Source organism: Azospirillum brasilense (assembly GCF_001315015.1).
Taxonomy (GTDB): domain Bacteria; phylum Pseudomonadota; class Alphaproteobacteria; order Azospirillales; family Azospirillaceae; genus Azospirillum; species Azospirillum brasilense.
Map to the genome: position 1 here is coordinate 693,197 of NZ_CP012914.1, position 26,421 is coordinate 719,617.

Below are 26,421 nucleotides of genomic sequence, written 5' to 3' on the forward strand. Positions count from 1 at the left end.
ATACATGACCTATAGACGGCTATATCGTCCTTCGGGCCGGCACCGCGAGGAACCTCCTGGCTTGCTTGGTTCATCCTCAGCTCCCGTCACCGCGTCGAAGAAACCGATCAGATCCAGTGTTTCCAACAGAACGCGCGGAGATGGGGATCGGGCGCCGTGTCGACCGCCATGGCCACCATCCAGGCATCAACGCTCCTTCCGCGATGGAGCGGGCGGGTCGTCTGGCGCGGCGCCCGTCATCCCGCCCTCCTTCCAATCCGCCACCGTGGGCTTGGCGGTGCCGTCAGCTGCTCGCGGCCCCGGTGCAGGTCACCAGGAAGTCGATCAGGCGCTGCGCCGACGCGTCCAACTCGTCCCCGGCGCGGGTGCAGATGGCCAGCTCCCGCCGTGCCCACGGTTCGTCGAGCAGCAAGAGCGTCAGCCCGAAGGCGGCCACCAGCGGCTGCGCCGCCAATTCCGGCAGGATGCCCAGACCCAGCCCGTGCAGCACCATCTGGCACATGGCCTCGAAACTGCGGACCTGCACACGCACCCTCGGGGTCTGCCCGCTGCGGCGCGCCTGATCGGTCACAAGCCGGTGCACGGCGGTTGCATGATCGAGCGTGACGAGTTCTTCCTTGAGAACCGACGCGAAGGCGACCGGGCCGCCCTGGGCCAAAGGATGATCGGATGGCACAACGATGGCCAGGCGGTCTTCGGCGTACATCCGGGTGCGGAGCTGCCACAGGTCACCACCGCGCACGATGATGCCGATGTCGGTTTCCTTCTGGTAGAGCGCCTCGACGATCTCGACACTCGGGCGCTCCTGCAGCTCCAGACGGATCGAGGGGAAGGCGCGGGCGAAGGCGGACAGGTCGCCGGCCAGCCGCTGCACCAGCGCCGAGCTGCTGGCGAACACCCGCACGGACCCCCGTACACCGGCACGGTAGTCGGCCAATTCGGCGTCGAGCTGCTGGTTCATCCCCAACACCCCGCGCGCGTAGCGCAGCACCGCCAGCCCCGCCGGGGTCGGCTCCACGCCGTAGGGAAGCCGGTGCAGCAGCGCGGTGCCGCAGCCATCCTCCAGGAGCCTCACGCGCCGGCTCGCCGCCGACAAGGCGAGGTTCGACTGGCTGGCGGCGCGCGTGATGCTCTTCGTTTCGCACACCCGCAGGAACAGCAGCAACGTCTGGACATCGTGCCGTACCATCCGCCGCCCCTTCCCGCTTAAGGATCTCAGTGGCGGCTTTCGACGGGCCGCCTTGTCCGATTCCGCAGGCAACCAGTGTGCAGCAGCGCCGACACCGGTGCAACGGCGCTTCCGCCTTCGAATTCCGCGAAGGCTGACTACGGGGAAATCTAATTCGTTTACGAAACAAACAAATGATACCGTTTCTTCCAGAGCGCACTTTGGCCCCCAAGCGGCGGCCGGGTGCACGGGCAGGGATGGAAACGAGGGCGATCATACATGGCCGCGTCGAGTACCCCCCATGAACGAACCGGCACCGGTCCGGTCGGCGACCGGCCGGTGGCGTCGGACGCCTTGGCGAACCTCCGCGTGCTGGACCTGACGCGGGTGCGGGCCGGTCCGACCTGCTGCCGCGTCCTCGCCGACTTCGGTGCCGACGTGATCAAGATCGAGGCGCCGGCCGGGGCCGACCCGAACGATGGCATGAATGGGCCGCGCGACGGTTACGACATGCAGAACCTCCACCGCAACAAGCGCTCGCTGTCGCTCAACCTCAAGACGCCCGAGGGCAAGGCCATCCTCGGCCGCCTCGTCCGCACCGCGGACGTCGTGGTCGAGAACTACCGCCCCGACGTCAAGCACCGCCTGGGCATGGACTACGAGACGCTGCGGGCGATCAACCCGCGCATCGTCCTGGCCTCCATCTCCGGCTTCGGGCAGACCGGCCCGTACCGCGACCGCGGCGGCTTCGACCAGATCGCCCAGGGCATGGGCGGGCTGATGTGGCTCACCGGGCTGCCCGGCCAGGGGCCGGTGCGCGCCGGCGTCGCCATCGCCGACAGCGCCTCCGGCCTCTACGCCGTCGTCGGCATCCTGATCGCGCTGGCCGAGCGCGGAGACTCCGGTGAGGGGCAGTGGGTGCAGACGTCGCTGCTGCAGAGCCAGATCGCCCTGCTCGACTTCCAGGCCGCCCGCTACCTCATCGATGGCGTGGTGCCGGAGCAGGCGGGCAACGACCACCCCACCTCGACCCCCATGGGTCTGTACCGGACGGCGGACGGCTTCATCAACATCGGCGCCTCCGGCGAGGATTTGTGGCGCCGCCTGTGCCGCGCCATCGGGCATCCGACCCTCGCCGAGCGGCCCGAATTCCGCAGCGAACCCGACCGTCTGGCCAACCGGCCGCAGCTCAACGCCGAACTCGGCGCCATCCTGGCGGAGCGCCCGTCGCGCGAGTGGCTGGACGCCTTCACCGCGCACGGTGTGCCGGCCGGGCCGGTCAACCGGATGGACGAGGTGTTCGCCGACCCGCAGGTCGAGCATCTGGGCATGGCGGTGCCGGTGCAGCACCCGCGCCGCGGCGCCATCCGGCTGGTCGGCCAACCGGTGGTGCTGTCGCGCACCCCGGCCGGCATCGCCGCCCCCACGCCGGAGGCCGGAGCGCACACCGACGACATCCTCGGCGGCCTCGGCTACACGCCGCAGGAGGTCGCCGATTTCCGCAGCCGGCGGGTGATCTGATGGACGCGCCGTCGCTCCGATACCGGACCACCGGCCCGGTCGCCCGGCTGACCATCGACAACCCGGCGCGCCGCAACGCCATGACGCTCGACATGTGGTCGGCGCTGCCGGATCTGGTGCGCCGCGCCGAGGCGGACCCGGAGGTGCGCGTCATCCTGCTGCGCGGGGCCGGTGACGCCGCCTTCTGCGCCGGGGCCGACATCTCGCAATTCTCCGAGAAGCGCAGCGGCGAGGCCGAGGGGCGGGTCTACGACGCCGCGGTCGAGGCGGCTCAGGCGGCGTTGTTCGCCGCCGGAAAGCCGACCGTCGCCTATGTCCGCGGCGCCTGCTTCGGCGGCGGCGTCGGCATCGCCTTGAGCTGCGATCTCCGCGTCGCCGCCGCGGACGCCCGGTTCCGCATCCCGGCGGCGCGGTTGGGCCTGGGCTACACGTTTTCCAACGTCGAGCTGGTGACGGCGCGCCTCGGCGCCTCGGCGACGGCCGACCTGCTGTTCACCGCCCGCACGGTCGACGCGGAGGAGGCGCGGCGCCTGGGCCTCGTCGGGCGCCTGTTCGGCGCCGCCGAGGCCGACGCGGCGGTCGAGGATCTGGTGACCACCATCGGCGGCAACGCCCCGCTCACCCTGCGCGCGGTCAAGCGCGCCCTGGTCGAGCTGGCACGCCCGGCGGCGGAGCGCGACACCGCCGCCGTCGACGCGCTGGTGCGGGCCTGCCTGGGCAGCGACGACTACCGCGAGGGTCAGGCGGCGTTCAAGGAAAAGCGGGAGCCCAGCTTCCGCGGGGTCTGAACGAACAACGGGAGAGGGACGTCGGATGAGCGAGCTTTCGGCCCAGGAGGCCTTCGAGATCGGCGGTCTGTACAGCCGGTACAACCTGTGCAGCGACCTCGGCGACCCCGACGGCTACGCCGACTGCTTCACGGCGGACGGGGTGCTGGAGCTGATGCCGCACGAGCTGCGCATCGCCGGCCGGGCCGCGCTGCACGGGCACAAGGTGCGCGACCTCGCCACCCGGCAGGGCTACCGGCGGCACTGGAACGGCAACCTGCTGCTGGAACGGCGCGACGACGGCTCGGTGCGCGGCCGCTGCTACCTGATGGCCTTCAACGGTCCGTCGGGCGAACTGCCGGCCATCGGCGACTGCGGGGTGTACGAGGACGACATCGTGCTCGACGGCGGCACCTGGCGGTTCCGCCGCCGGCTCCTGACCATGGACGCCAGCACTTGGACGCGGAGGTGACGGCGATGGACGACATCCTGACCATGGGAGCGGCGGACCTCGCGCGGGCGGTGGGCAACCGCCAACTGTCGGCCCGCGCCGTGGCCGAGGCGTTCCTCGCCCGCACCGAGGCGGTGAACGGCGTGGTCAACGCCGTGTGCACCCTCAATTCAGCGGCGCTCGCCGAGGCCGACGCCTGCGATGCCCATCTGGCCTCCGGCGCCGCGCCGCGGCCGCTGGAGGGCGTGCCCTTCGTCGTCAAGGACAACATCGACACCGCCGGCCTGCGCACCACCTACGGCTCGCGGCTGCGCCGGGACTTCGTGCCCGCCGAGGACGCGGTGGCCGTGGAGCGGCTGCGCCGCGCCGGCGCGGTGCTGCTCGGCAAGACCAACGCGCCGGAGTTCGCGCACGACGTGAACACCACCAACGCGCTGTTCGGCACGACGCGCAACCCGTGGCGGCTCGACGCGACCTCCGGCGGGTCGAGCGGCGGGACGGGCGCCGCCGTCGCCGCCGGCATGGCGCCGATCGGCATCGGCACCGACCTTGGCGGGTCGATCCGCGTGCCGGCCGCCTTCAACGGCATCGTCGGCGTCCGCCCGACGCCGGGTCGCGTCCCGGTGTACCCCAGCGCCTTCGCCTGGGACACCCTGGTCGAGCACGTTCAGGGCCCGCTGACCCGCAACGTCGAGGACGCCGGGCTGATGCTCGCCGCGATGGCGGGACCGGACGACCGCGACCCCGCTTCGCTGCCCGACGACGGCATGGACCTCGCCGCCGCCGCCCGGCGCACCGACACCGTGCGCGGCCGGCGGATCCTCTACGTCGAGGATTTCGGCGGGCTGGTGCCGACGGATCCGGAGGTGGCGCGGCTGGCCCGCGCCGCCGCGCTCGCCTTCGAAGACCTCGGCTGCGTCGTCGAGAGCGGCGACCTCGCCGCCGGCTTCGACGTGGGCGGCCTGCGCGAGATCGTCATGGGAACGCGGGCGTTCGGCATGGTCGGGCGCTATGCGGACCTGCTCGACGCCCACCGGGCGGAGATGACGGTGCCGCTGGTCAACCAGATCGAGGACGCGCTCAAGCGCTCGGTGCGCGAGGTGGCCGCGGCGGAGCGGCTGCGCGGCGACTACTGGCACCGGGTGCGGCGGGTGCTGGAGCGTTTCGACCACATCATCGCCCCCTCGGTGGGGATCGCGGCGTTCGACCTCGACCGGCCCCTGCCGACCGAGATCGCCGGACGGCCGCTGGAGCGCTTCTACGACGTGTTCCTCGGCACCTACGCCTTCTCCGTCACCGGGCTGCCGGTGGTGGCGGTCCCCTGCGGCTTCACGTCGGCGGGGCTGCCGGTGGGCGTCCAGATCGTCGGCCGGCGCCTGCGCGACGACCGCGCGCTGGAAGCGGCCGCGGCCTTCGCGCAGGCGCGCCCCGAGCATGTCCGCCGTCCGCAGGTGGACACCGCGTGGCGGCCACCCGAACACGGGGAAACGGGCACGACCGGCTACAAGGTGGCGTGAGGGGAGGACGGACATGGAAGGACTGACATGGATCTCGACCTGAAGGGCAAGCGCGCGGTGGTCACCGGGGCCAGCAAGGGCATCGGCCGCGCCGTCGCCGAATCCCTCGCCGGGGAAGGTTGCGACCTCACGCTGGTGGCCCGCGGGTCCGCGGAGCTGGAGGAGCTGGCGGCGACCCTGTCCGCGCGCTTCGGCGTCGCCGCGGCGGCGGTGCCCACGGACATGGCCGACGAGCGGGCCCGGCAGGCCCTGGCGGCGGACTGGGCCGGCGCCGACATCCTGGTCAACAACGCCGGCGCCATTCCGGGCGGCGAGATCGGCGAGGTCTCCGACGAGCTGTGGCGTGGCGCCTGGGAGCTGAAGGTGTTCGGCTACATCGCGCTGTGCCGGCTGTTCTACGCCGCCATGAGCGAGCGCGGCCGCGGCGTCATCGTCAACGTCATCGGCACCGCCGGCGAACGGCCGAACGCCGCCTATATCGCCGGCACCACCGGCAACGCCGGCCTGATGGCGTTCACCCGGGCGCTCGGCGCGCGGGCGCCGGACGCCGGGTTGCGGGTGGTCGGCGTCAACCCCGGCATGACCGCCACCGACCGCGCCGTGACGATGATGCGGACCTTCAGCGCGCAAAGGCACGGCGACGCCGAGCGCTGGCCGGAGGTGGAGCGCGCCCTCGGCCTGCCGTTCGGACGGATGGGCACCCCGCGCGAGGTGGCGGACGTGGTGACCTTCCTGGCCTCGCCGCGGGCCGGCTACGTCAGCGGCACCATCGTGACGGTGGACGGAGGGGCCAGCAACCGCAGCGCCTGAACCGAACCGGACGACGACGCGGCAGGACCGCACACAGGGGCAGCGCCCGGAAAAGGGCCAACGATATGGGAGGAAGGCACATGCGCACGCTCACGATGACCGGCTTGGCCACGATGACCGGCCTGGCACTGATGGCGGCGCCGGCCGCCTTGGCCGAGACCGGCGTCACCGCCGACACCATCGTCATCGGCGGCATGGGCGGGCTCACCGGCCCCTCCGCCGGGCTCATCATCCCGCAGCTCAACGGCGTGCAGGCGGTGTTCGAGGAGGCCAACGCCGCCGGCGGCATCCATGGCCGCAAGATCGTCTATACCAAGCAGGACGACGAGTGCCTGCCCAGCCGGGGCGTCGGCGCGGTCAAGAAGCTGATCCACGAGGAGAAGCCCTTCATGATCGTCGGCGGCGGCTGCTCCAACGCCGCCATCGCGCAGAAGCCCGAGGTAATCGAGGCGAAAATCCCCTGGGTGATCGTCGCCTCCACCGCCGACTCCCTGACCGAGCCGGTCAATCCGTACATCTTCACCACCATGTCGGCCGCCTGGATGGAGGTCTACGGCCAGCTCCAGCTCGCCCTCGACCAGGGCAAGACGCGGATCGCCGTGGTCTGGCAGCCGGACGCCTGGGGCAAGGCGCGCCTCGATCCGATGAAGCAGGCCTTCAAGGCCAAGGGCATCGAGCCGGTCTCCATCCAGGAGATCGCCGTCGAGCCGACCGACACCACGCCCACCGTCCTGCAGCTCCAGGCCACCAAGCCGGACGCCGTGCTCCTCCTGCTGTTCCCCAAGGCGGCGGTGCCGTTCCTGCGGGACGCCTACAAGGTGGGGCTCCAACCGCTGATGGTCGGCGGCTCGCCGCTCGGCGAGATCGACGTGCTGGCCAAGGGCGTCGGCTCGCCCGACTCCGTAAAGAATCTCCGCGCCGTCACCGCCGCCGGCTACGGCGTCGACGACCCGCAGGTGGCGAAGTGGAAGGGCATCGTCGAAAAGCGGTTCGGCGACCGCTTCAACGTCCTGCACATGTACGGCATCTCCGCCGGGCAGTTCGCGGTCGAGGCGCTCAAGCAGGCCGGTCCGGAGCCGACGCGGGAGAAGATCCTCCAGATCATGTCGAACCTGACGGTGAAGACCGACACCTATGCCGGTCCGCTGGAGTGCAAGCCCACCGACCACCAGTGCCACAAGGCGCTGGGCATCTTCGCCTTCCAGGACGGCCGCGTCACCGGCATCGGCGTCACCAAGCCGACCCGCTGATTCCGCATCCCCTGCGCCGGCTCCCCGGAGGGGACCGGCGCAGCCCTCCAGAGAAAGGAGCCCGGCGGTGCTGCTCGCCTATGCCTTGTCCTCGGGGATCACCAGCGGCGCGCTCTACGCGCTCGTCGCGGTCGGCCTCGTGCTCTGCTACCGGACCACCGGACACATCAACTTCTCGCACGGCGAGCTGTTCATGATCGGCGGCTTCCTCGCCTTCACCCTGCATGTGATGTGGGAGTTGCCCTACATCGTGGCGCTGCTGGGCGCAGTGGCCGGCTCGTTCGTGCTGGGCGTGCTCACCGACCGCGTCGTCTACCAGCCGCTCATCAAGGCGCCGCCGATCGCCATGGTCATGGCGACAGTCGGGCTGTCCTTCGTGCTGAAGGGCATCGGCCGCCATTTCTGGGGCGGCCAGGGCGAGGTGGTGCCCTTTCCGCCGCTGGTCAGCCCGGCCCCGGTCCTCATCGGCGGCGTCGCCGTGTTCCCTCAGCAGCTCGTGGTCATCGCCAGCGTGGCGGTGTGCATGCTGCTGCTGACGCTGTTCTTCACCCGGACGCGGGCCGGCAAGATGATGCAGGCCACCGCCGAGAACGCGCACGCCGCCTACCTCGTCGGCATCCGCGTCGAGCGCGTCTACATGCTGACCTGGGGGGCCGGGGCGGCGCTCGCCGGTGTGGCCGCGGTCTTCGTGGCGCCGCTCACCCTGCTCACCCCGGACATCGGGCTCAGCCTGCTGCTGAAGGCGTTCGCCGCCACCATCCTCGGCGGGTTGGGCAGCATGACCGGGGCGGTCATCGGCGGGCTCCTGGTCGGCATCCTCGAGGCGCTCGCCGGCACCTACATTGCCAGCAGCATCCAGGACGTCTCGGCCTTCATCATCATTCTGGCCGTCCTGGTGTTCCGGCCGACCGGCCTGCTGGGCGCCCGCGCCCGACGGGAGGTGTAACACGATGGTCACTCTGTCCAATGATCCTTCGGCCGAACCCTCGGCGCCCCGCGCCCTCAGGCGCCGCAACCTCGGCCGGCTGGTCGGCCGGCGCCCGGCGCTCGCCGTCGGCGTCCTGCTGTTCGCCGTGCTGCCGCTGGTGGCCAACCCCTATCAGGTCTATGTCGGCAATCTGGCGCTCATCTACGTGATCCTGGCCGTCGGCCTGAACATCCTGCTCGGCCTCGCCGGGCAGCTCTCCTTCGCCAACGGCGCCCTGTTCGGCGTCGGCGCCTACGCCACCGGCCTGCTCCGCCTCGACGCCGGCCTGCCCTTCTGGCTGGCCCTGCCCGCCGGCACCGCCATCACCGTGGCCATCGGGCTGGCGATCGCGCTGCCGGCGCTGCGCCTGCGCGGGCTCTATCTGGCGCTCGCCACCATCGCCTTCGCGCAGTTCGCGCTGTGGACCTTCGTGCACTGGGACTCGGTGACCCACGGCACGGCGGGCTTCGTCATGGCGCCGGTCGACTTCACCGCGCTTGGCCTGCGCACCACCACGGGCATCTACTATCTGAGCCTCGTCCTCGCCGTCCTGCTGGTGGCCGCGGCGTACGGCGTCATGCGGTCGCGCATCGGCCGCGCCCTGGTGGCCCTGCGCGAGAGCGAGGTGGCGGCGGAATCCATCGCGGTGGACATCACCCGCACCAAGATCACCGCCTACACGCTGACCGCCGTCTACGCCGGGGTGGCGGGCGGCCTGTTCGCCGGCCTGCTGAACGTGGTGGTGCCGGAGTCCTTCAACCTGTTCCAGATCGTCCTGCAGTTCTGCATGGTCGTCGTCGGCGGCCTCGGTTCGATCGCCGGGTCGGCGATCGCCGCCGTGCTGCTGATCGGCATGCAGGAGGGGCTGCGCGGCATGCAGGACTTCCAGGAGATCGGCCTCGGCCTGCTGCTGCTGGTCATGCTGCTGTTCGCGCCGGGCGGCCTCGTGCAGGCGCTGCGGCGCTGGCTGCCGGGGTGGACGGAACCGCACAGCCGAGGGGAGGAGGACTGATGGCCGAACTCAGCATCGAACGCCTGTCGCTGTCGTTCGGCGGCCTCGCCGCGCTCAGCGACGTGGACATCGCGGTGCCGGCCGGCGAGATCCGCGGCATCATCGGCCCGAACGGCGCCGGCAAGACGACCCTGCTCAACGTCGTCTCCGGCCTGGTGCGTCCGACCGGGGGCGAGATCCGCCTGGACGGCCAGCCGCTCACCCGCCTCAAGGCCAGCGAAGTGGCCGCCCGCGGCGTCGGGCGCACCTTCCAGACCTCGCTCCTCTTCAAAGGGATGACGGTGCTTGAGAACGTCATGGCGGGGATGCACCAGGGACTGCGCGCCTCGGTGCTGGGCGCCGCCATCGGCCTGCCCGGCGTGCTCCGCGAGGAGCGGCAGGCCCGCGAGCGGGCGCGCGAGGCGCTGGCCTTCGTCGGGATGCTGTCCTTTGCCGAGCGTGACGGCGCCTCGCTGTCGTTCGGCCAGCAGCGTCTGGTGGAGATCGCCCGTTCGCTGGTTGCCGAGCCCAAGGTGCTGCTGCTGGACGAACCGGCGGTCGGCCTCAGCCCGCCGCGCGTCGCCGAGCTGGATGAACTGCTGCGCCGCATCCGCGACAAGCGCGGCATCACCATCATCATGGTGGAGCACGTCATCCGCCTGGTGATGGGCGTGTGCGACCGCATCACCGTTCTGAACTCGGGGCGGAAGATCGCCGACGGCGCGCCGGACGCCATCCTCGCCGACCCGTTCGTCAAGGAAGCCTATCTTGGAAAGAGCCCCGATGCTGACCGTGCGTAACCTGAGCGTCTGGTACGGCCTCAGCGAGGTCCTGCGCGACGTCACCTTCTCGGTCCCGCGCGGCGAGGTCGTCGCGCTGCTCGGCGGCAACGGCGCCGGCAAGACGACGCTGCTGAAGACGCTGAGCGGCCTGGTCAAGCCGCGCGGCGGCGCGGTGGAGTTCGACGAGCGGCCCATCGCCGGCCTGCACCCGCACGACATCGTCACCAAGGGCGTGATCCAGGTGCCGCAGGGCCGCTTCGTCTGGCCGAGCATGACGGTCGCCGACAACCTCGCCCTCGGCGCCGCGGCGCGCCACGACAAGGCCGGCATCGCCGCCGACCTGGAGCGCGTCTACGACTTCTTCCCCCGCCTGCGCGAGCGGCGGAGCGTGCCGGCGGGCACCATGAGCGGCGGCGAACAGCAGATGGTGGCGATCGGGCGCGCGTTGATGGCGCGGCCGCGAATCCTGCTGATGGACGAGCCGTCGCACGGCCTGTCCCCGCGGCTGGTCCAGGAAATGATCGAGGTGATCCGGCGGCTCAACGGGGAAGGCATGACCATCTTCCTCATCGAGCAGAACATCGGCGTCCCGGCGGCGGTCGCCGGCACCACCTATGTGCTCGCCAACGGCGCGATCGCCTTCCAGACCCACGGCTCGAAGGTCGCCGACGACCCGGAAGTGCTGAGCAGCTATCTCGGTGGCGGTCGCCATTGAGCCGCGCGGTGGAGCTTCTCCTGGCACCGTCATGCCCACGGTGGCGGGTTGAAAGAGGGACGGGCACCCCCTGGTAAGCGGGGCTAAGCGGGCTACCGCTTGGTGGCAGCACGGAACCGGACTGAGATGGACAGTGAACGGCCGCTCTACGCCCTATGCCAAGGCGTGGAAGGCACGCTGTCCCAAGCGGTGCACGTCTTCGGGCTGAAGCCGGCGCTGGCATAGATAGGGACCGAGGCGCTCAATCAGGCGCCCGATGGGGGCCATCGAGCGCCTTGCGCATCACTGGCCGAGCGTCAGCTGGATGGCTCTCTCCAGTTCCGCCTTCTTCTTTTCCAGCGCTTGGATCTGCCGCTCCTTCTCGGCAGCGTCGGCGGGGGTGGAGGCGCCGCCGGCCTTCATCTTGAAATCCAGTTCCGTGATGTCGCGGTTGATGTCGTCGGCTTCCGCCCGCATCCGCCGGTATTCGGAGTCGCTCAGCTTTTTGCTGCGCCGGGCGCGGTCGAGATCCTGGCGGACCGTGCTCAGCTGCGTCTGGGCCGCGGCGATGCGGCGCTCGTTGCGGTCGATGTCGCGCTGGGTGGACACCAGCTGGTCGTTGAGGTCGGTGTTCTGCGCCTTTGCGGAGGCGTATTGCTGGCGTGCCGCAGCCTCGCGCGCCTGCGGTCCGCCGGCGCGCAGGTCGGCCTTCTGGTCCATATAGGTGCTCACACAGCCGCTCAGCAGCGCGGCCATGCCACCGGCAAGGAGGATGCCTCTCATCCGTCCGTTCATCTTGCTGCCCCTTAAACCTTGGAGATCGTCAGGGCGGCGTTCATGCCGCTGACATTCTCTTCGAGCTGCGCGATCTGCGTGTTCAGCTCAGAAATCTTGCTGTTGAACTGCGTGGTGGAAGCACCGCTGTTCGCCATCTTCATGCTGGTCTCCTGATAGTTGTCGCGCTTCTTGCGCAGCGACTCCAGCGAGGTTTCCATCAGCGCGCGGTTGTCCTCAAGGCGCTTGCGCTCACTCTCCAGGTTGGCGAGCGAGGTCTTGCCGGACTTGTATTCGGCGGTCGTGCGTTCCAGACGGGAGCGCGAGTCGGCCAGCACCTGGTTGGAGCTGTTGACCAAAGCCTTCAGCCGTGTGTTGTCGGCGTCGACGTCGCGGGTCATCGCATCGACCATGCGCACGCGGTTGTTGCCGGATTCCTGGGCCTTGGCGGTGATGTAGCCGTCCACACCACCGGCGATGCCGCCGGCCACGCCGCCGATCACCGCGCCCTTGGCGATGTTGCGGGCGTCGCCGGTCAAGGCGCCGGCCAGCGCTCCCACCAGGATACCGGCCAACGCGCCCGTAGCGGCGCCGCCGGCCACCGTCTCGTTGAAGACCTGCGAATCCTTGCAGAGCTGCATCTCGGCGGCCGAGAGCTGAGCCGTGCTGCTGGAGCATTGGCCGGAGGCGGTGCTGTTGCCCGTCGTCGCGCAGGCCGACAGCAGCAGCGATCCCGCCAGCGCGACCGCGATCGCCCGGCCCGCCCGGCCGGTGGTTAAGTGAGGCAGCGAAGCGGCGTGCGAAGCCATGATGTGGTCCCCCTTTTTGGCGTCGTTTCGGTCGTCTTGGTCATGGCGCCGGGATTTCCCCCAGCGTGTTGGGGCGGTCGAGCTTCCCGTCGGCGCGCAGGCGGGCCGCGTGCCGGATGCAAAGGTCGATGAAGCCGTTGAGCGCCGCGAGGTCGCGCGCCTCGAACTCGCGCTTCAGCCCCTCGGCCTGGGCCAGCATCAGGTTTTCCGGGTACTCGGCGTTCAGCTGCGTGAGCGTGTCGATGTAGTAGCCGAGGTTGAAGTCGAGCGCCGCGCGGTCGGCCTCCAGCGCCCGGCGGATGCCGTCCTTGAGCTGCTGGTTGGCGGTCGACAGCGCCTCGATCTGGCGTTCCTTGGTGGCGATGATGCGCTTGTCGTCGGCCAGCTTGCGGGCGAGGTAGGCGCCGACGCGGATCTCGCTGCGGGCGGCGCGGGCGCGCTGCTCGTTGCTGGTCTGGATGCTGGACTTGATGACGGTGGACAGGTTTCCGATGCGCTGCTTGAGGGCCGGGTCCTCGACCGCCGCGCGGAGCACCTCGACCTCCTTGACCGGGTCGTCCTGGGGCCCGGCGATGGCCGCCGCCGCGGCCTTCGGCAGATCCTCCCACGCCTTGCGCACCGTGCCGATGCGCTGGGTGGTGGGCAGGCTCGGGGCGGCGAGAGCGAGGCGGAACCCGGTGGAGGGGGATCGGCGCTCACCGCGCTTGTCGACCGGGACGAACTCCTCCCGCGCGGCGCTGCGGATGTCGGCCAGCGGGGTGCGGAAGTCGCCGCCCTTCACCGTCTGGCCGCCGGCCTGCCCGTGCAGCCGCGACAGCTTGTTCAGGCGGAAGGGGTCGAGCACGAACTCACCGGCGTTGCCCAGCATGTCGTACAGGCCGAGCGGGTTTGGCTTCAGCAGGCCGACGGCGTTCAGCTCGTTGTTGGCGGACTCGCTGCCCTGGAACCAGACGTAGCGCGCCGGCCCCTCCGGCATCGGGAAGGCGGGCTGCACGAAGACGCTGTCCGACACCGCGATGCCGCCACGCGCGGCGAATTCCCACTCCGCCTCGGTGGGCAGGCGGACGAAGCCGGACGCGCCCTCCTCGGCCGGCAGGCGGTCGGTCGCGTTCTTGACCAGCCACGTGGCGTAGGCGCCGGAGAAGGCCACGGCCTCCGCCCAGGTCACCTGCACCTTGGGCAGGCGGGCCTCCTCGTCCGGCTCGGCGCAGGCGCCGCCCGACAGCGCGTCGAACTGCTGGCGCGTCACCTCGTATTTGCCGAGATAGAAGAAGCGCAGATTCCGGGTCTTGGCTTCGGTGAAGCCGCCGGCCACATAGTCGCGCCGGCTGTTTTCGGAATAGGCGAACTTCGCCTCGCCGCCGCCCAGCTCGACGCGCCGGTCATCCAGAACGCCCTCGGCCGGCACAGCCACCTTGCGGAAGGTCATGGCGCCGCCGCAGGGCATGGGAAGGACCAGATCCTCCTTGTCCGGCTGCGGGTTGTAGAGGGCTTCCGCCCAGTCTGGCTTGACCGGTGAGGCTGGCTTGACCGGTGAGGCTGGCTTGACCGGCTCGGCGGCCAGCGCAGGGGCGGCGGCGGCGGCAAGCAGCGCCGCCAGCACGGGCAGGATCGGTGTGCGGTCAGACACTGCGCAGCTCCTCGCTGGTTTCGATGCGGCGGCAGGCGAGCCCGATGGCCGCCGCGGGCAGGAGCGACAGGGCGAGCGTCAGCGCCGCCGCCGCCAGCAGGTCCGGCGCGCCGAGCCGGCAGGCCGCCTCGCCCGACGCGATGCTCTCCTGGAAATGCCCGTTGATGGTCGCCGCCGCCCCGGCGAAGGCCGCCGCGGCGACGAGGCTGCCGACCAGCGCCAGGATGGCCGCCTGCGCCACGGGGAAGGCGACCAGCCAGCCGCTGCCGTAGCCGGTGAGGTTGAGGATCGCCAGATCGCGCCGCTTGCGGCGCAGATTGCCCCACTGGCTGGCGGTCACCGCCACCACGTAGCCGGCCACCGACAGGGTCGCGATGATCAGCAGGATGGCGCGCAGGTTGCGGTCCAGCGTCAGGGTGGAGGCGATCTCGGCATGGCGGGTGGCTACGGCGATGCCGTTGGCCTGGAAGTCGGCCGCCAGCGCCTGCACGTCGCGGATCGAGCGGGCGTAGAGCCGGAACAGCGGGTAGTCGGCGGCCGGCCCGGCCGGGTCGCCCGCCGTGGCGCCGAGCGCCGGTGCCGCTTTCCCGTCGCGGAAGTCCTGCACCGCCTGCACCAGCGGCAGGGTGGCGAAGGCGCTCATCCCGCCGTCGCGCTGCGCGGGCAGCACGGCCACGACGCGCAGGGGGAAGGCCAGCGGCTCGGCCTTGCCGCCGCGCGTGCGCTCGGCGTAGGCGGTCACCACGGCGCCCGGCATCACGCCCAACCGGCCGGCGGCGCGGAAACTGAGGATCACGCCGTCCATGGCCGCCGCCGCGGCGTGCGGCCCGGTCACCGGGTCGCCGGGGGCGGTGGGCAGCAGCGTGACGCGCGCTTCACCCCGTCCGTTGGGTTGGCCGCCGGACTGGTCCCCCGATGCCTCGTCGCGCAGCAGGTCGATCTGGCCGGCGATCTGGCGGGTGGCGGGCATGACGAAATCCACCTCGGGGCGCGCCGCCATGGCGGCGAACCACGCGTGGTCGAAGCGGTGGCCGCCGGTCACTTCCGGCACGACGAGGCGCATGGCCGGGTCGCGGTTCAGCCGGTCGATCAGCGTGCCGATGGCCCCCTGCTGCAAGCCCGCCAGCACCAGCAACGGTGTCAGCACGGCGGCGATGGCGATCACCTGGCACAGCGCGATGGGCCATTCGACCCGCAGGTCGGCCAGCGCGAGGCGGAAGAGCTGGGCGATGCGCGCCATCATGCCGCCGCCTCGGCCTTTGCGGAGTCGTGGCGAACCACGCTCGCTCCGGCGCCGGTCCGGCATTCCACCACGGTGAGGCCGGTCCGCTCGGCCAAGCGATGGTCGTGGGTGACCACCACCAGCGCCGCCTTCTGGAAGCGGGCGACGGCGCTCAGCAGTTTCATGGTTCCCTCGGCCAGCGACGGGTCGAGCGACGCGGTCGGCTCGTCGGCGAGGATCACCGCCGGCTGGTGCGCCAAGGCGCGGGCGATGGCGACGCGCTGGCGCTGCCCGATGGAGATCTGCCGGGGGAGACGGCGCCCCAGCTCGGCCACCCCCAGCGTCTCCATGAGCGTCACCGCCGGGCCGGGGCAGGGCAGACCGAGCGCCCGGCGCGTCAGCAGCACGTTCTCGCGCACCGACAGGAACGGCACCAGCCCGCCGGTTTGAAGAACATAGCCCATGTGGGCGGCGCGCAGCGCGGTCAGGCGGTCGCGCGCCCCGCGACGCCACAACGCCATCACGTCAACGGGCTCGGCCAGCATTCCGGCCTGGGGCATGCGCAGCGTGAAGCGCCCGGCCCGCGTGGGGGCGACAATCAGCGAGAGCAGGTCGAGGGTCGTGCTCTTGCCGCAGCCGCTCGGGCCGACCAGGGCGATCTGGTCGCCGGGGCACAGGGTGAAGCGCTCCACCGCCAGCCGGAACCGGTCGCTTCCGGCGGCGCGTTCGTGGACACAGTCCTGAAGATCGACGAGCGGCGCCGTCATGACGTCAAGGCAGGCTGTCGAGCGGCACGGGATAGACCGCGTCGCCGGCCGAGGCCTTGTCGTGCAGCGTCACCCAGCGGTCCACGTCGTCGTGGAAGCGCTGGTACAGCGCCACCTTCGACTTCACGTCGTCGATGATCGCCTGCTGCTCCCCCACCCCCATGCGGGCCCAGCCGTCCGGGTCGATGGACATGATGCGGCTCTGGTAGGGCAGGCCCTCCAGATACTCGCCCATCAGGCCGGTTTCCTCCAGGTTGCGCGCCTTGCCCTGGGCGATGCGGTTGGGGTCGCGCCCCATGGCGGCGGCGGCGCTGCGCAGCTGGTTGAAGAAGTCGCCGGGGTCGATCTGCCCACGTTCGCCGGCCTCCACCACCTTGCGCAGCGTGGCCTGGAGATCGCTGATCTGGTTCTTGGTCAGCAGGACGCGCACGCTGAAGGACGCGATGTCCGGCTTGCGGAAATCGCGGTCGGACGCCCACGCCTCGAACATGGCCGGCGCCTTGGTGCCCTGCACCTCGCCGAGGTAGGCCAGTCGCATCGCCTTGCCCACGTCCTCCGCCGCCTTCGCCATGCGGTCGTCCGCCGGGGTGGCGGGCTGCGCGTCGGGCTTGGCTGCCGCCTGGGCGGTCTTCACCTGATTGACCAGCAGCTCGGACAGGCGCTGCACCTGGCTGCGGAAGGCCTCGGCGTCGCCGGCCTCCACCGGGAAATAGAGGGAGCCGACGTTGGGGAAGTTGCTCAGCCGCTCATATTGGGACCGGGCGGTCTGATGGTCGTTGCGCCCCTCGGCGGTCTGAAGGTGCAGCACGTAGATGGCGATGCGGTTCTCCAGCGCGAGCTGGCGGATCTGCGCCGTGGACAGGCCGGTGCTGGCCAGCGGCGACGTGCCTTCGCGCGAGCTGGCGTCGGTGAACCAGATGACGTAGCGGCCGCCGAACGGCTTCCAGTCGATCTTGCGGATCGCCTGCTCCAGCCCGGCGTAGCCGTCCTCGGCGAAGGCGCGGGTGGAGGCGGTGGAGGCCGACACGCCCTTGACCGAGTCGAAGAAGGCCGACTTGGTCGCCGTGCTGTTGGGGTCGGCGAAGGTGCGGGTCAGATACTCGACCCCCTTGGACTTCTGCGGGTCGTCGCGATAGCCGATCATGCCGAAGCGGACGCGGTCGTTCAGCTTGGCGGCCTCGACCTGCTGGAAAACCTGCTCGATGGCCGTGCGCGCCCGATCGATGTAAGGCTGCATGGAGGAGGTGGCGTCGACCAGGAACACCACGCCGGACCGGAAGTCGGCCAGTTCCGCTTCGGGATTGCCGCGGCGGGAGGGGGTGGGGGCCAGCGGCTCCGCCTTCTCCTTGGTCACGGAGGCGACGCGCACCGTGCGCACCCGGAAGCCGGATTTCAGCACCGTCGAGTTCGCCTCGAGGATCGGCAGCAGGTAGAACTGCTTCTGGAGATCGATGAAGGTCTCCGGCTCGGCCGAAATGATCGGGCTGTCGGCCGGCACCGCGCCGGACGCCACCTGCTGGCGCGCGGCCTCGGCATCGACCAGCAGCCGGTCGGAATTCAGCAGGTCGACGAGGCCCTTGCGGTCCTTGAAGAACAGCACCCGCTCGCGGTTGGCCGGGTTGGTGAAGGCCATCACCAGCGTGTGGCGCCAGGGGATGGTGTCGGAGGCTTCCACCCAGCCGGCGGTCTTGCCCTCGCTGTCCGCGCCCACCTCCAGGAAGCTCTTCCCGCCCTGCTCCTTGCGGTCGTAGACGAAGAAGACGAACATCGGTGGCACGGTTTTGCCGGTGCCGCCGGGGGAGGCGGCCAGCACCGCGCCCGGCCGGGTCAGCACCCGCTGGTGCAGCGCGGTCTTGCCCTCGATCAGCAGCGGCGTGCGCTTGCCGGTGGCCTGCGCGAGCGCGGGCGCGGCGGTGCCGGCCAGCAGGGCGACGCCGAGGGCGGCGGCCAGGACACGGAAGGATGCGGCGGTCATTTCGGCAGTGCCTCCTTGGCCTGTGCGTGCCCCTGGTCGGCCGCCTTGCGCAGCCATGCGAGGCCGGCGTCCGGCCCCTGCGGGTCGTCGGTCTTGCCGCTCATCAGCAGCCGGCCGTAACGGAACTGCGCTTCGGCATCGCCGGCCTCGGCGGCGCGGCGGTACCACTCGGCGGCCTGGGTCGGGTTGGCCGAGGGCAGCGGGCTGGTTTCGGCGGAATGGGTGGCGGGGTCGTACATCGCGCCCAGCGCGATCGCCGCCTCGGCGCTGCCGCGCTCGGCGGCGTGGCGGAACAGCAGGAAGGCGCCGTCCAGCGCCTTGGCCTGCCGGAACCGCTCCCCGGCCGCGTAGGCGTCGCCGGCCGGCGTGCCCTGCTGCACCAGCTTACGGGCCTCCTCGACCGTCGGCGGCGGCAGGGCGGGCGGCAGGGCGGGCTTGGCGGCCTCGGCGACCGGTGCCGGTTCGGACTCCCCGTTCTGCATGAGGAACCAGCCGCCGCCGGCGAGCGCGGCCAGCAGCAGCACCCCCGCGGCGATGGCGCCCCAGGGGGGTGCCTTGCCGGTGCCGACGGGCCCGGTGGGAGGCGGTCCCGTCTCGATGTCGGCCGGGATATGGATCTCCTGGGGTTTCTGGGGCTCCTGCGGTTCCGCCGGACCGGCCGGCGCTTCCCCTTTCGTCTCCTTCGGCCATTCCGGTCCCTTCGGCGGCGTCCACACGGGCGGGGTGGACTTGCCGCGGATGGCCTTCCACACCAGCCGTTCCTCGACCACGGCCCCTCCGGCGCCGCGCACCCGCATCACATAGGGGATGTTCGGGCGCAGATGGGCCGTCACCCCGTGGTCGAGGTCGAAGGACAGCCGGCCCTCGGCGCGCGCGACAGTCTCAGGTGGAAACCAGAAGACGGCGCTTTTCCAGGGATCGTCCGGCGTGCGCGGATCGAGGTGCTTGGCCTTGTCCACTCCGCCCATCTGGTGCAGCAGGCAGATCTCGACCGGGTCGGGAAAGCGGTCGGGCGGGCCGATCACCTCGATCAGGGCTCGGCCGCCGGGGTAGGTGGAGGGTTGGGTCGCGCGCGCGGGCATGGTTGGACGGTCCGTCAGGCGGTGATGGGGGTGGGCTGCGCGATCGCGATGGTCGCGAGGATCTCGCCGAGCGCGCGGTTGTGGGCTTCGCCGATCTCACGGCCTCCGGCGAAGCTCACATTGTCGAGACCGAGCTGGCGGAAGGCGACGCCCCAGTCGATGAAGCGGTCGCGTTCCATCGGCAGGCGGCGGCCGTCCAGCGGCGGCAGGCCGGCGGGCACCGGCGGCGGGGTGAAGATGGCGCGGGCGCGGGGCTGCGGCGCCTCGGGAAAGCCGGGGCGGGCGGCCTCGTCCAGCCCGGCGAATCCCAGGCCGGCGACGTAGTCGTTGAGCCGCATCATGGCGATGCCGACGGCCCGGTCCACCACGTCGTCCCAACGGGTGTGCGCGGCCTGCACCTGGGCGCGCACACCCTCGGCGATGGCGTCGCCCAGCCCACGGCGGTGGGCGCCGACGATCACCTCCTGCACGAGATCGTCCAGCGCGGCGGCCGGCAGGCCGAGCCGCGACAGCAGGCCGGCGTCCTGCGACAGGGCGCGCAGATGTTCGGTCCAATGGTTCATCACCTGTTCGGCGAAGACCGCGGGACGGTCGGCTGGCGGCCGGCGGGGGACCGGCGGCGCCTCCGCCGGGGTGACGGCCGCCGCGCCCCAGGGATCGTCGTCGGGGACCGGCGGCGCGGCCTCGGCCGGAGCCGGGGCGAGGCGGTCGAGCTTCAGCGCCGCCGCGTTCAGGAAGATCTCGCGCGCCGTGGCCTCGCGGAATTGCAGGCGCTCCAGCAAATGGCCGAACAGCGTGTAGTCCGTCGGCTTCATGGCTTGGTTGAGGCGGACGCGGGTGGCGTTCAGCGCCTGCTCGCGCTCACGGCGCGAGGCGTCGTCGTCGGCGTGGTAGAAGCGCTTGAGACTCGCCTCGAGGTGCGTCGCCTCCTCCTGCAACCGCTGGCGGATTTGCGCTTCCTTCAGCGCCGGGTCGAGCACCGCGTTCAACCGTTCCACGAGGAAGGTGACGCCGCCGTCGTTGGGCATGAAGGCGGCGTCCCACACGGTGCCGCGGTCCGCGACGTGGCGGGCGCACAGCGGGGAGTTCTCGAAGGCGGCGCGGTATTCCGCGATCACGCCGGCCTGGGCGGCGGACGGCCCGGCCTCGACCAGCCGCTGCTGGTCGATGTAGTCCATGAGATGGAGCTGCTTCATGCCGGGGTTGCGCAGGAACAGCGTGTTGGCGAAGGGCTTGCCGTCCCAGTTCTCCGGCCAGCCGTCCTTGCCGTACAGCTCCAGGAAGGAGGCGCCGAGGCGGCGGTCCCACTTGCCGCGGCGGGACTCGGCGGTTTCGCCGCCCTTCTCCACGAACTCCAGATCGAACTTGGTGAGCATCAGAAACAGCGCGGTGCGCGCCCGCGCGCGCGCTTCCGGCGTGGCGCCGTGGGTCACGTCGATCCAGCCGCGCACCATCGGAGCGAGGTCCTTCACCTCCGCCGTGCTTGGCGGCATGCACAGCAGCATGGCGGTCAGCTCGCGCTCCTCGGTGAAGCGCTGGAACAGGTAGGCGATCTTGCCGCGCAGCAGCAGTTCGCGGACCTGTGCTGTCTTCTCCCCGTCGTCCGAAGGCAGGCAGGGGAGCTTGAGACGCGAACGCGCGCCGGGGAAGTCCAGAAGATCGGTGTGCTGGAAGAAGGGCCAGGGCGTGTCGGCCATGACGATCTTCAGCTCGGCCACCAGCGCCGTCAGCGTGGCGCGGGGCAGCGGCACCGGGGCGCCCGCCGCGCTGCCGGCCAGCGGCCGGACGCTGACGAGGTCGCGCGCGTCCTCCGGCGTGCCGAGCGCGCGCTTCAGCACCTCGACGTCGATGATGCTGGTCTCGCGCGGCACCAGGGCGGACAGGGCAGCGCGCGCGTCCGGCGCGTGGGAGAGCCGTTCGAGCGCGCCGGCCAGCGTCAGGAACAGCTCGGTGAAGGCGCCGAGATTGCCCCAGAGCATGGCGAACAGACGCGCCCGCCCGGCCAGGGTCAGGCGGGCGGCGTGGCGGATCACGCCTTCCCAATAATCGGTGTTGTCCAGCGCACGGATGCGCGCCGCGAAGTTGCGCTGGAAATATTCGCCGAGGTCGTACAGCGCGATCTCGTCGAGATGCGCCGCCGGGGTTCCCGTCGCCTCCGCCTCGGCGGTCGCCAGCACCTGCCGGATCTCCGCCTCGTCCGGCAGCTTCACCGTCATGTTGTTGGGGTCGAAATCGGACAGGAAGCTGTTGGCGAGGATCTTCACCAGATCCGTCTCGCTGAGCAGCCGCAGCTCGACCGGGTGCTCAGGGTCCACCGGGCCGTCGCGGTGGACCGTGAAGCGGGTGACGAGGCCGGTCGACTCGCGGTCGCCGGGGGGGTTGATCTCGGTCAGGAAATCCTTCCTCTCGCGGCCGAAGTCCGCGGTCAGCGAGGAGGATCGGCTGCGCGCCAGCGCCGACACCAGATAGGACTTGCCGGCCTGGCTGGGGCCGAAGACGCCCACGCAGTTGCGCCGTCCGGCCGCGCCGATCAGCTTGCGCGCCAGATTCTCCGACCGGCGCGTCGCCGCGCGCAACCCGTGCGCCTCGTTGGCGACGCTGACCGCGGAGGCGCGCACCTCCTCGACCCAGCGGCGGGCTTGCCCGCTGCCCTCGGCGACGCGGCGCGCGGCGCCGACCAGATCCTTCGCAAACTCACTCACGTCGTCGCCTCACATCACTTGTCGAGGAGGATGCCGGTGTCCAGCCAATAGCCCTGCTGGTCGTCGATGGATTGCAGCCGCAGCCGCAGCTTGTTCTTCGGCACGGTGCGGCCCAGCGCGTCGATGATCGAGGCCGGCTCGAAGCTGTCCACCACCTGCTTCTTCACGTCCCGCGTCCGGCGGCGCAGCGTGACGTTCAGCGGGGTGCGGGCGTTCAGCTCGGCCGCGACCTCGTTGTTGGCGTAGTCCAGGCTGTACATCCGCGTCGCCGGCCACCAGTCCACCGGGAACTGCCGGAAGCCCAGCGGCATCGGCCCGCGGAACTGGAACGGCGCGTCGGGCAGGTCGTAGTCCTCGGCGTCCAGCCGCATGTCGCGGTAATAGACGTCGGCGTCTAGCAGACGGTTGTTGCGGTCCAGCTTGCCGAAGAACTGCGCGGTCGAGCCCAGCCGCAGCGCGTCGGACCGGAAGTTGAAGTTCTGGAGCTGCCCTTCGCCCAGCAGGCAGATCATGGCGCCGACCGACGCCGTGGTCTTCGGGTCGCCGATGGTCGCGTTCTGGCCGCGGAACGGGTACCACTGGCCGACGCGGAAGCGATGCAGGGGCACGATGCGGTGCGGCGGCAGAGCGCCGGTCTCCACCAGGATGTCGCGCACCGCCGGCAGCCGCGACGGACGCCCGGCCAGCAGCAGGACGTCGGCGCGGTAGCGCCAAATCACCTCGCTCAAGGCCCGCAGCATCTCCTGGAAGACCGAGCGGACGACGCGGTCGGTCTCCGTGTCGTCCACCAGGAAAACCACCTGTTGAAGATCGAAGCCGCGCGCGCCCTGGCGTGCCGCCTCCTGGTTGATGTAGGCGACCACCGCGTCGTTGGGCTTGCTGTCCGCGGTGAAGAAGCTGGCGAAGGGCCGCAGCTCCGCGTCCCTGGGCGCGGTGAGGTCGTACGTCTCGTAATGCGCCAGCATACCCAACGCGATGGGCGCCGCGACCTGCGCCGCGAACTGCTGGCGGCGCAGCTGGTCGGAAACGTGCATCTCGCCGTGATCGGCGCCGAGCAGGCGGTCCAGAACGGATTCGGCGCGCTCGCCCAGGCCGGAGTCGGCGAGCGCCTGCCGGATCGGCTTCAGCACCAGCTCACGCACCACCTGGAACACCGCGTCATCGCCGGCGAGGTTGAAGCCTTCGCGGAATTCCTGCTTGGGGAACAGCGTGACATTGGCGCCCTGGCCCTCGGCGCGGAAGCTGGTGATGACCAGATCCGTGGTGCCGCCGCCGACGTCCAGCGTGGCCACGCGCAGCGAATCCCGCGTCTGTGGGTCGGCGGCGTTGCCGGGGTGGCGCATCACGTCGAAGAAGGCGCGCGCGTCGCCGGAGTATTGCAGTGCCACCTGACCGTACAGATAGACCGCCTGGGTGGCGCTGGCCTCATCCCATTTCAGGATGACCTCGGGCAGGCGCATGTCGGGCTTCGGCACCGGCTTCTGCGCGCCGTTCTCGTCGAAGTCGATGTCGGCGAGGCCCAGCGACAGATAGGCGAGGTCGCGCGCGGCCTCGGCCTGCTGCTGGAGGATCTGCCGCTCGGCCAGGGTCATGGCGGTCGGCATGGTCATGATGATGCGGCGCAGCCGGCGCGGCAGGTCGGCGTTGCGCCGCCGCAGCCGGTGGGACGGCGAGTTCATCATGCACAGCGCCTGGAGGAACACCTCGGCCAGCACGAAGGACATCAGGCTGCGCCGTGAATAGAGCGCGCGGATGGACGGCAGAAGGCGCATGTCCGCCCCCTCCATCGCCATGTCGATGCCGTGGATCGCCTCGCCGTAGTCGTTGATCAGCGTGGTGAAGGCCACGCCGGTCGCTACGGGCGCCTGCTCACCGTGCACGTCGGCGGCGTTGAAGCGCCAGCTGTCCTCGCGCGCGTCCTCGTCCCACAGATAGCGCTTCGGTCCGGACAAACCGGTCGAGCCCTCGCTGCCGCGCCGCAGGCTGGCGAGGCGGGTGGCCTCCGGTCCGACGCGGACCACCGTCGGCCAGGAGAAGGCGTCCGGCCGGCCACTGCGCAGCGACAGGTGCTCGCGTCCGAAGGAGGCGCGGCTGAACTCCAGCCGGCTCTCGAACGGGTCGCTGTAGACGTATTCGGGGCGGCTGAGGTCGCGAAGCTGCAGTTTCACCGCCTTGGTGATGTCGGCGCCGAGCTGGTCCGGCTCCGTCTCGATCAGCAAGCCGCAAGTGCGCGAATTGCCGAGGTCGATGACCATGTCCACGTCCACCGGCGCCGGGCGCGGCTCGGTCGAGCGGTCCACCACCTTCAGCTTCGGCAGGATGTCCAGCGCGTGCAGCAGGTCGATGAAGGCCCTGTAGCGCGCGATGTGCTCGTGCGGACCCTCCATGCGCTCCAGCAGCTCGTCCGAGGACAGCGGCTGGACGTGGCGCGATCCGGCGCGGCGGCGCTCGTCGCGCTCGACCATCTCCTTGAAGGCTTCCAGGCACCAGTCCTTGAACCACGGCTCCCGCAGGAACCAGTCCAGCGGGTCGCGGCGCGACGGCAGCGAGAAGCTGCGGCCATTGCGGGCGTCCTCGGGGGATGGGGCAAGGTAGGCCTCTTCCTCGAAGAAGTCGGCCAGGTTGGTGTCCAGCGCCAGCACGAAGCGGTAGGCGTTGCCGTCGGCGTCCGGCTCGTCCAGCGCCACCAGGCAGCCGCGCGCCCAGTTGGTGGGGCCGCGGAAATAGCCGCCGCCCATCTCCTCGCGGAACAGCGGGATCGGCATCCAGTTGCGGTCCATCATCTGGACCACCTGCTGCACGTTGATCGAGTAGCGCTCCTGCCGGTTGGTCTCCTCGTCGCCGCGGCGGACCAGGACCGGCATCGTGTCGTCATTCAGTGCCGCCGTCCGCTCCTCGAAGAAACCCCAGTCGCGCGGCACCGGAGCGTCCTTCGGCAGCGAGAAGCCAAAGTCCAGGAATTGGATTCCGCTCCCTGGAATCACGGAGACGAGGTTCGGAAACTTGGTCAACTCGTTCAACGGCATGCGCAGACCTCGAAAACCCGGCGTGAGCCTTTTGCCGGTAGATTAGACGGAAAGATCGACCGCTTACAACGCGAGTGATTGGCACACCGGACACGCCTAGGGAAAGACTAACGCAGACGTTCGACCGGAACTCTGTAGCGGCTCTCATCCTTGTTGACGCCGAAGCATTGGGTGCGCCCGGCGTCGTCACGACGGCAGGTGGTGTGCGAACGGTCGATGGTGCTGCCGTCCGGGCAGGTGGGATCGCCCAGCTCCGTCACCTCGAGTCCCGTGGCGCCGATCACCGCCTGGGCCTTGGCCCGGCATTCGGCGCCGTCGGCGCGGCGGACGACGACCTCGCCCTTGCCCTGCTGATCGAAGCGGTAGAACTGCTGGAGCGGCGTCTTGTCCTTCTGGTCCACCAGCCCATTGCCGCTGCGCCACCAGCCTTCCAGGAAGGCGACGCTGCCGGTTCGCTCCGACTCGGGCGGAATGGCGAGGGCGGGCGGCTCGGCGCCGGCGGCCGGCGGACGCGGCGGGACTTCCGGAACCGGGACCGGCTTGGGAGCGGAGGCTTCCGGTACCGGCGGCGTGGGGGGCGTCATTGTCGGCGGGGGCGCCGCCGACGGCTCGGGTCCTCCGGGATTCGGAACCGGTGCCACCGGAGCCGGTGTCGCGGGCGTTCCGACCGCCGGACCCGACGGGATGGGCACCGTCGGGGTGAGGGTCGGCACCGGCACCGGAACCAGCGGAACCGCCGGCGTGCCCGCCTCGGGCCGGGCCGGCTCGGTCTTGGTGTCGGGCAGCCCGACGTCCGGCGGCGTCACCGCCGGGGCGCCGGAGCGCTCGATGCCCGGAACCTGGAAACCGGGCAACGACAGGCCGAAGGGCCACCAGCCGCGCCACAGCGACAGCAGCAGGCCAAGCAGCAGCAGGAGCGCCAGCAGGCCGAGCGCCCACGCCCACCACGGCCAGCGGGCGCCTGCCACCGGCGGCACCACTGCGGCGGTTGGCGGGGGAACCGACACCGGAGCCGCGGCCGGCAGGGCCGGAGCGACGGTCAGCGCGTCGAACCCGGCGCCTTCGCCGTGACGGAAGCCCCAGAAACTGACCATCGGCTGGCCGTCCACGAAGAACAGGTGCTCGTCGTCCGGCACCAGCAGGGCGTTTTCCAGCAGGCTGGCGAAGGCTGCGGCTTCGCGCGACGAACCGGGCTGGCCACGCAGGTCCGTCAGGTAGCCCTGGAACGCGCCGCGCATCTCGTGCAGCTCCATGGCGGCGGCCACCTGCTCGCCTTGCGGCAAATCGCGCCAGCGCCGCGGGGTTCCCGGCACATCGGACAGCCAGCGGATGGCGCGCCCCTGCGGGTCGCGGTCCGGCCGCGCGAAGTAGTTCGCGTACCGCGCGCCGAGTTTCTGGCGCACCGCCGCCTTGAGCTGGGTGTGGCTCAGATAGACCGGTTGCCCGAAGGCGCCCAGCGGCTGGAAGCGGTCGACCGAGTCGGCGACGAGGAGGGGGCCGGTGCGCATGGAGGTCT

21 protein-coding genes are annotated in these 26,421 nt (G+C 70.9%); 10 read left to right on the forward strand and 11 right to left on the reverse strand.

From position 1 onward, the window contains the following. Positions 1-283: 283 nt before the first annotated feature. A complete protein-coding gene (locus tag AMK58_RS03160) occupies positions 284-1,189 on the reverse strand; it encodes a LysR family transcriptional regulator (protein ID WP_035675695.1) in 906 nt (301 codons plus the stop codon). Positions 1,190-1,447: 258 nt separating this feature from the next. Here AMK58_RS03160 and AMK58_RS03165 point away from each other — a divergent pair, with 258 nt between their 5' ends. The 10 genes from AMK58_RS03165 (at position 1,448) to AMK58_RS03210 (ending at position 10,939) form a co-directional block, all read left to right on the forward strand. Continuing rightward, positions 1,448-2,689, forward strand: coding sequence for a CaiB/BaiF CoA transferase family protein (locus tag AMK58_RS03165; protein WP_059398611.1), 1,242 nt, complete (start codon positions 1,448-1,450; stop codon positions 2,687-2,689). Continuing rightward, complete coding sequence (locus AMK58_RS03170) at positions 2,689-3,477, forward strand: enoyl-CoA hydratase (RefSeq protein WP_035675693.1); 789 nt, start codon at positions 2,689-2,691, stop codon at positions 3,475-3,477. Before AMK58_RS03165 ends, AMK58_RS03170 begins: the two co-directional genes overlap by 1 nt. Positions 3,478-3,502: 25 nt before the next feature. Then, the gene (locus AMK58_RS03175; RefSeq protein ID WP_051140359.1) at positions 3,503-3,928 is read left to right on the forward strand and encodes a nuclear transport factor 2 family protein; all 426 of its coding nucleotides are present in this window, start codon (positions 3,503-3,505) and stop codon (positions 3,926-3,928) included. Between the two features lie 5 nt (positions 3,929-3,933). Beyond that, on the forward strand, positions 3,934-5,424 hold the full coding sequence (locus tag AMK58_RS03180) for an amidase (protein ID WP_137165181.1): 1,491 nt from the start codon (positions 3,934-3,936) through the stop codon (positions 5,422-5,424). 27 nt (positions 5,425-5,451) lie between these two features. Continuing rightward, positions 5,452-6,234 carry a short-chain dehydrogenase/reductase gene (locus AMK58_RS03185; RefSeq protein WP_035675678.1) on the forward strand — a complete coding sequence of 261 codons (783 nt, stop codon included), beginning with the start codon at positions 5,452-5,454 and terminating at the stop codon, positions 6,232-6,234. An 80-nt stretch (positions 6,235-6,314) separates the two neighbouring features. Then, the gene (locus AMK58_RS03190) at positions 6,315-7,484 is read left to right on the forward strand and encodes an ABC transporter substrate-binding protein (protein WP_035675676.1); all 1,170 of its coding nucleotides are present in this window, start codon (positions 6,315-6,317) and stop codon (positions 7,482-7,484) included. Positions 7,485-7,551: 67 nt separating this feature from the next. Beyond that, positions 7,552-8,430 (forward strand): branched-chain amino acid ABC transporter permease, encoded by an 879-nt coding sequence (locus AMK58_RS03195; protein ID WP_014241452.1) that lies wholly within the window; start codon positions 7,552-7,554, stop codon positions 8,428-8,430. A 4-nt stretch (positions 8,431-8,434) separates the two neighbouring features. Further along, entirely contained in the window at positions 8,435-9,463 is a 1,029-nt protein-coding gene (locus tag AMK58_RS03200) for a branched-chain amino acid ABC transporter permease (RefSeq protein WP_051140358.1), read from the forward strand. Continuing rightward, positions 9,463-10,242, forward strand: a complete 780-nt coding sequence (locus AMK58_RS03205; RefSeq protein ID WP_035675673.1) for an ABC transporter ATP-binding protein — start codon at positions 9,463-9,465, stop codon at positions 10,240-10,242. The genes AMK58_RS03200 and AMK58_RS03205 overlap by 1 nt, the downstream gene beginning before the upstream one ends. Further along, a complete protein-coding gene (locus tag AMK58_RS03210; RefSeq protein WP_059399034.1) occupies positions 10,226-10,939 on the forward strand; it encodes an ABC transporter ATP-binding protein in 714 nt (237 codons plus the stop codon). The genes AMK58_RS03205 and AMK58_RS03210 overlap by 17 nt, the downstream gene beginning before the upstream one ends. A gap of 282 nt (positions 10,940-11,221) precedes the next feature. Here AMK58_RS03210 and AMK58_RS03215 read toward each other — a convergent pair whose 3' ends face one another. The 10 genes from AMK58_RS03215 to AMK58_RS03260 all read right to left on the reverse strand — a co-directional run bounded on the left by AMK58_RS03215 (position 11,222) and on the right by AMK58_RS03260 (position 26,413). Beyond that, positions 11,222-11,701, reverse strand: a complete 480-nt coding sequence (locus AMK58_RS03215) for an HlyD family secretion protein (RefSeq protein ID WP_137165182.1) — start codon at positions 11,699-11,701, stop codon at positions 11,222-11,224. A 23-nt stretch (positions 11,702-11,724) separates the two neighbouring features. Then, positions 11,725-12,501, reverse strand: a complete 777-nt coding sequence (locus AMK58_RS03220; RefSeq protein ID WP_035675668.1) for a hypothetical protein — start codon at positions 12,499-12,501, stop codon at positions 11,725-11,727. A gap of 40 nt (positions 12,502-12,541) precedes the next feature. Continuing rightward, positions 12,542-14,131 carry a formylglycine-generating enzyme family protein gene (locus tag AMK58_RS03225; protein WP_059398613.1) on the reverse strand — a complete coding sequence of 530 codons (1,590 nt, stop codon included), beginning with the start codon at positions 14,129-14,131 and terminating at the stop codon, positions 12,542-12,544. After that, positions 14,124-15,374: an FtsX-like permease family protein gene (locus tag AMK58_RS03230; protein WP_059398614.1), complete on the reverse strand. Its 1,251-nt coding sequence runs from the start codon at positions 15,372-15,374 to the stop codon at positions 14,124-14,126. The genes AMK58_RS03225 and AMK58_RS03230 overlap by 8 nt, the downstream gene beginning before the upstream one ends. Then, positions 15,371-16,120, reverse strand: coding sequence for an ABC transporter ATP-binding protein (locus AMK58_RS03235; protein WP_051140354.1), 750 nt, complete (start codon positions 16,118-16,120; stop codon positions 15,371-15,373). The genes AMK58_RS03230 and AMK58_RS03235 overlap by 4 nt, the downstream gene beginning before the upstream one ends. 4 nt (positions 16,121-16,124) lie before the next feature. Continuing rightward, positions 16,125-18,095: a vWA domain-containing protein gene (locus AMK58_RS03240; RefSeq protein ID WP_059398615.1), complete on the reverse strand. Its 1,971-nt coding sequence runs from the start codon at positions 18,093-18,095 to the stop codon at positions 16,125-16,127. Beyond that, positions 18,092-19,177, reverse strand: coding sequence for a tetratricopeptide repeat protein (locus AMK58_RS03245; RefSeq protein WP_059398616.1), 1,086 nt, complete (start codon positions 19,175-19,177; stop codon positions 18,092-18,094). Before AMK58_RS03245 ends, AMK58_RS03240 begins: the two co-directional genes overlap by 4 nt. Before the next feature lie 14 nt (positions 19,178-19,191). Then, positions 19,192-21,879: a putative virulence factor gene (locus AMK58_RS03250; RefSeq protein ID WP_059398617.1), complete on the reverse strand. Its 2,688-nt coding sequence runs from the start codon at positions 21,877-21,879 to the stop codon at positions 19,192-19,194. 14 nt (positions 21,880-21,893) lie between these two features. Then, the gene (locus AMK58_RS03255; RefSeq protein ID WP_059398618.1) at positions 21,894-24,905 is read right to left on the reverse strand and encodes a virulence factor SrfB; all 3,012 of its coding nucleotides are present in this window, start codon (positions 24,903-24,905) and stop codon (positions 21,894-21,896) included. Positions 24,906-25,012: 107 nt separating this feature from the next. Next, on the reverse strand, positions 25,013-26,413 hold the full coding sequence (locus tag AMK58_RS03260; protein WP_104675377.1) for an SrfA family protein: 1,401 nt from the start codon (positions 26,411-26,413) through the stop codon (positions 25,013-25,015). Between the last annotated feature and the right edge of the window lie 8 nt (positions 26,414-26,421).

Coding starts and splice junctions, on each gene's coding strand:
- AMK58_RS03160 (WP_035675695.1), bottom strand. CDS start 1,189: ATGGTACGGCACGATGTCCAGACGTTGCTGCTGTTCCTGCGGGTGTGC.
- AMK58_RS03165 (WP_059398611.1), top strand. CDS start 1,448: ATGGCCGCGTCGAGTACCCCCCATGAACGAACCGGCACCGGTCCGGTC.
- AMK58_RS03170 (WP_035675693.1), top strand. CDS start 2,689: ATGGACGCGCCGTCGCTCCGATACCGGACCACCGGCCCGGTCGCCCGG.
- AMK58_RS03175 (WP_051140359.1), top strand. CDS start 3,503: ATGAGCGAGCTTTCGGCCCAGGAGGCCTTCGAGATCGGCGGTCTGTAC.
- AMK58_RS03180 (WP_137165181.1), top strand. CDS start 3,934: ATGGACGACATCCTGACCATGGGAGCGGCGGACCTCGCGCGGGCGGTG.
- AMK58_RS03185 (WP_035675678.1), top strand. CDS start 5,452: ATGGATCTCGACCTGAAGGGCAAGCGCGCGGTGGTCACCGGGGCCAGC.
- AMK58_RS03190 (WP_035675676.1), top strand. CDS start 6,315: ATGCGCACGCTCACGATGACCGGCTTGGCCACGATGACCGGCCTGGCA.
- AMK58_RS03200 (WP_051140358.1), top strand. CDS start 8,435: ATGGTCACTCTGTCCAATGATCCTTCGGCCGAACCCTCGGCGCCCCGC.
- AMK58_RS03205 (WP_035675673.1), top strand. CDS start 9,463: ATGGCCGAACTCAGCATCGAACGCCTGTCGCTGTCGTTCGGCGGCCTC.
- AMK58_RS03210 (WP_059399034.1), top strand. CDS start 10,226: ATGCTGACCGTGCGTAACCTGAGCGTCTGGTACGGCCTCAGCGAGGTC.
- AMK58_RS03215 (WP_137165182.1), bottom strand. CDS start 11,701: ATGAGAGGCATCCTCCTTGCCGGTGGCATGGCCGCGCTGCTGAGCGGC.
- AMK58_RS03220 (WP_035675668.1), bottom strand. CDS start 12,501: ATGGCTTCGCACGCCGCTTCGCTGCCTCACTTAACCACCGGCCGGGCG.
- AMK58_RS03230 (WP_059398614.1), bottom strand. CDS start 15,374: ATGATGGCGCGCATCGCCCAGCTCTTCCGCCTCGCGCTGGCCGACCTG.
- AMK58_RS03235 (WP_051140354.1), bottom strand. CDS start 16,120: ATGACGGCGCCGCTCGTCGATCTTCAGGACTGTGTCCACGAACGCGCC.
- AMK58_RS03240 (WP_059398615.1), bottom strand. CDS start 18,095: ATGACCGCCGCATCCTTCCGTGTCCTGGCCGCCGCCCTCGGCGTCGCC.
- AMK58_RS03245 (WP_059398616.1), bottom strand. CDS start 19,177: ATGCCCGCGCGCGCGACCCAACCCTCCACCTACCCCGGCGGCCGAGCC.
- AMK58_RS03255 (WP_059398618.1), bottom strand. CDS start 24,905: ATGCCGTTGAACGAGTTGACCAAGTTTCCGAACCTCGTCTCCGTGATT.
- AMK58_RS03260 (WP_104675377.1), bottom strand. CDS start 26,413: ATGCGCACCGGCCCCCTCCTCGTCGCCGACTCGGTCGACCGCTTCCAG.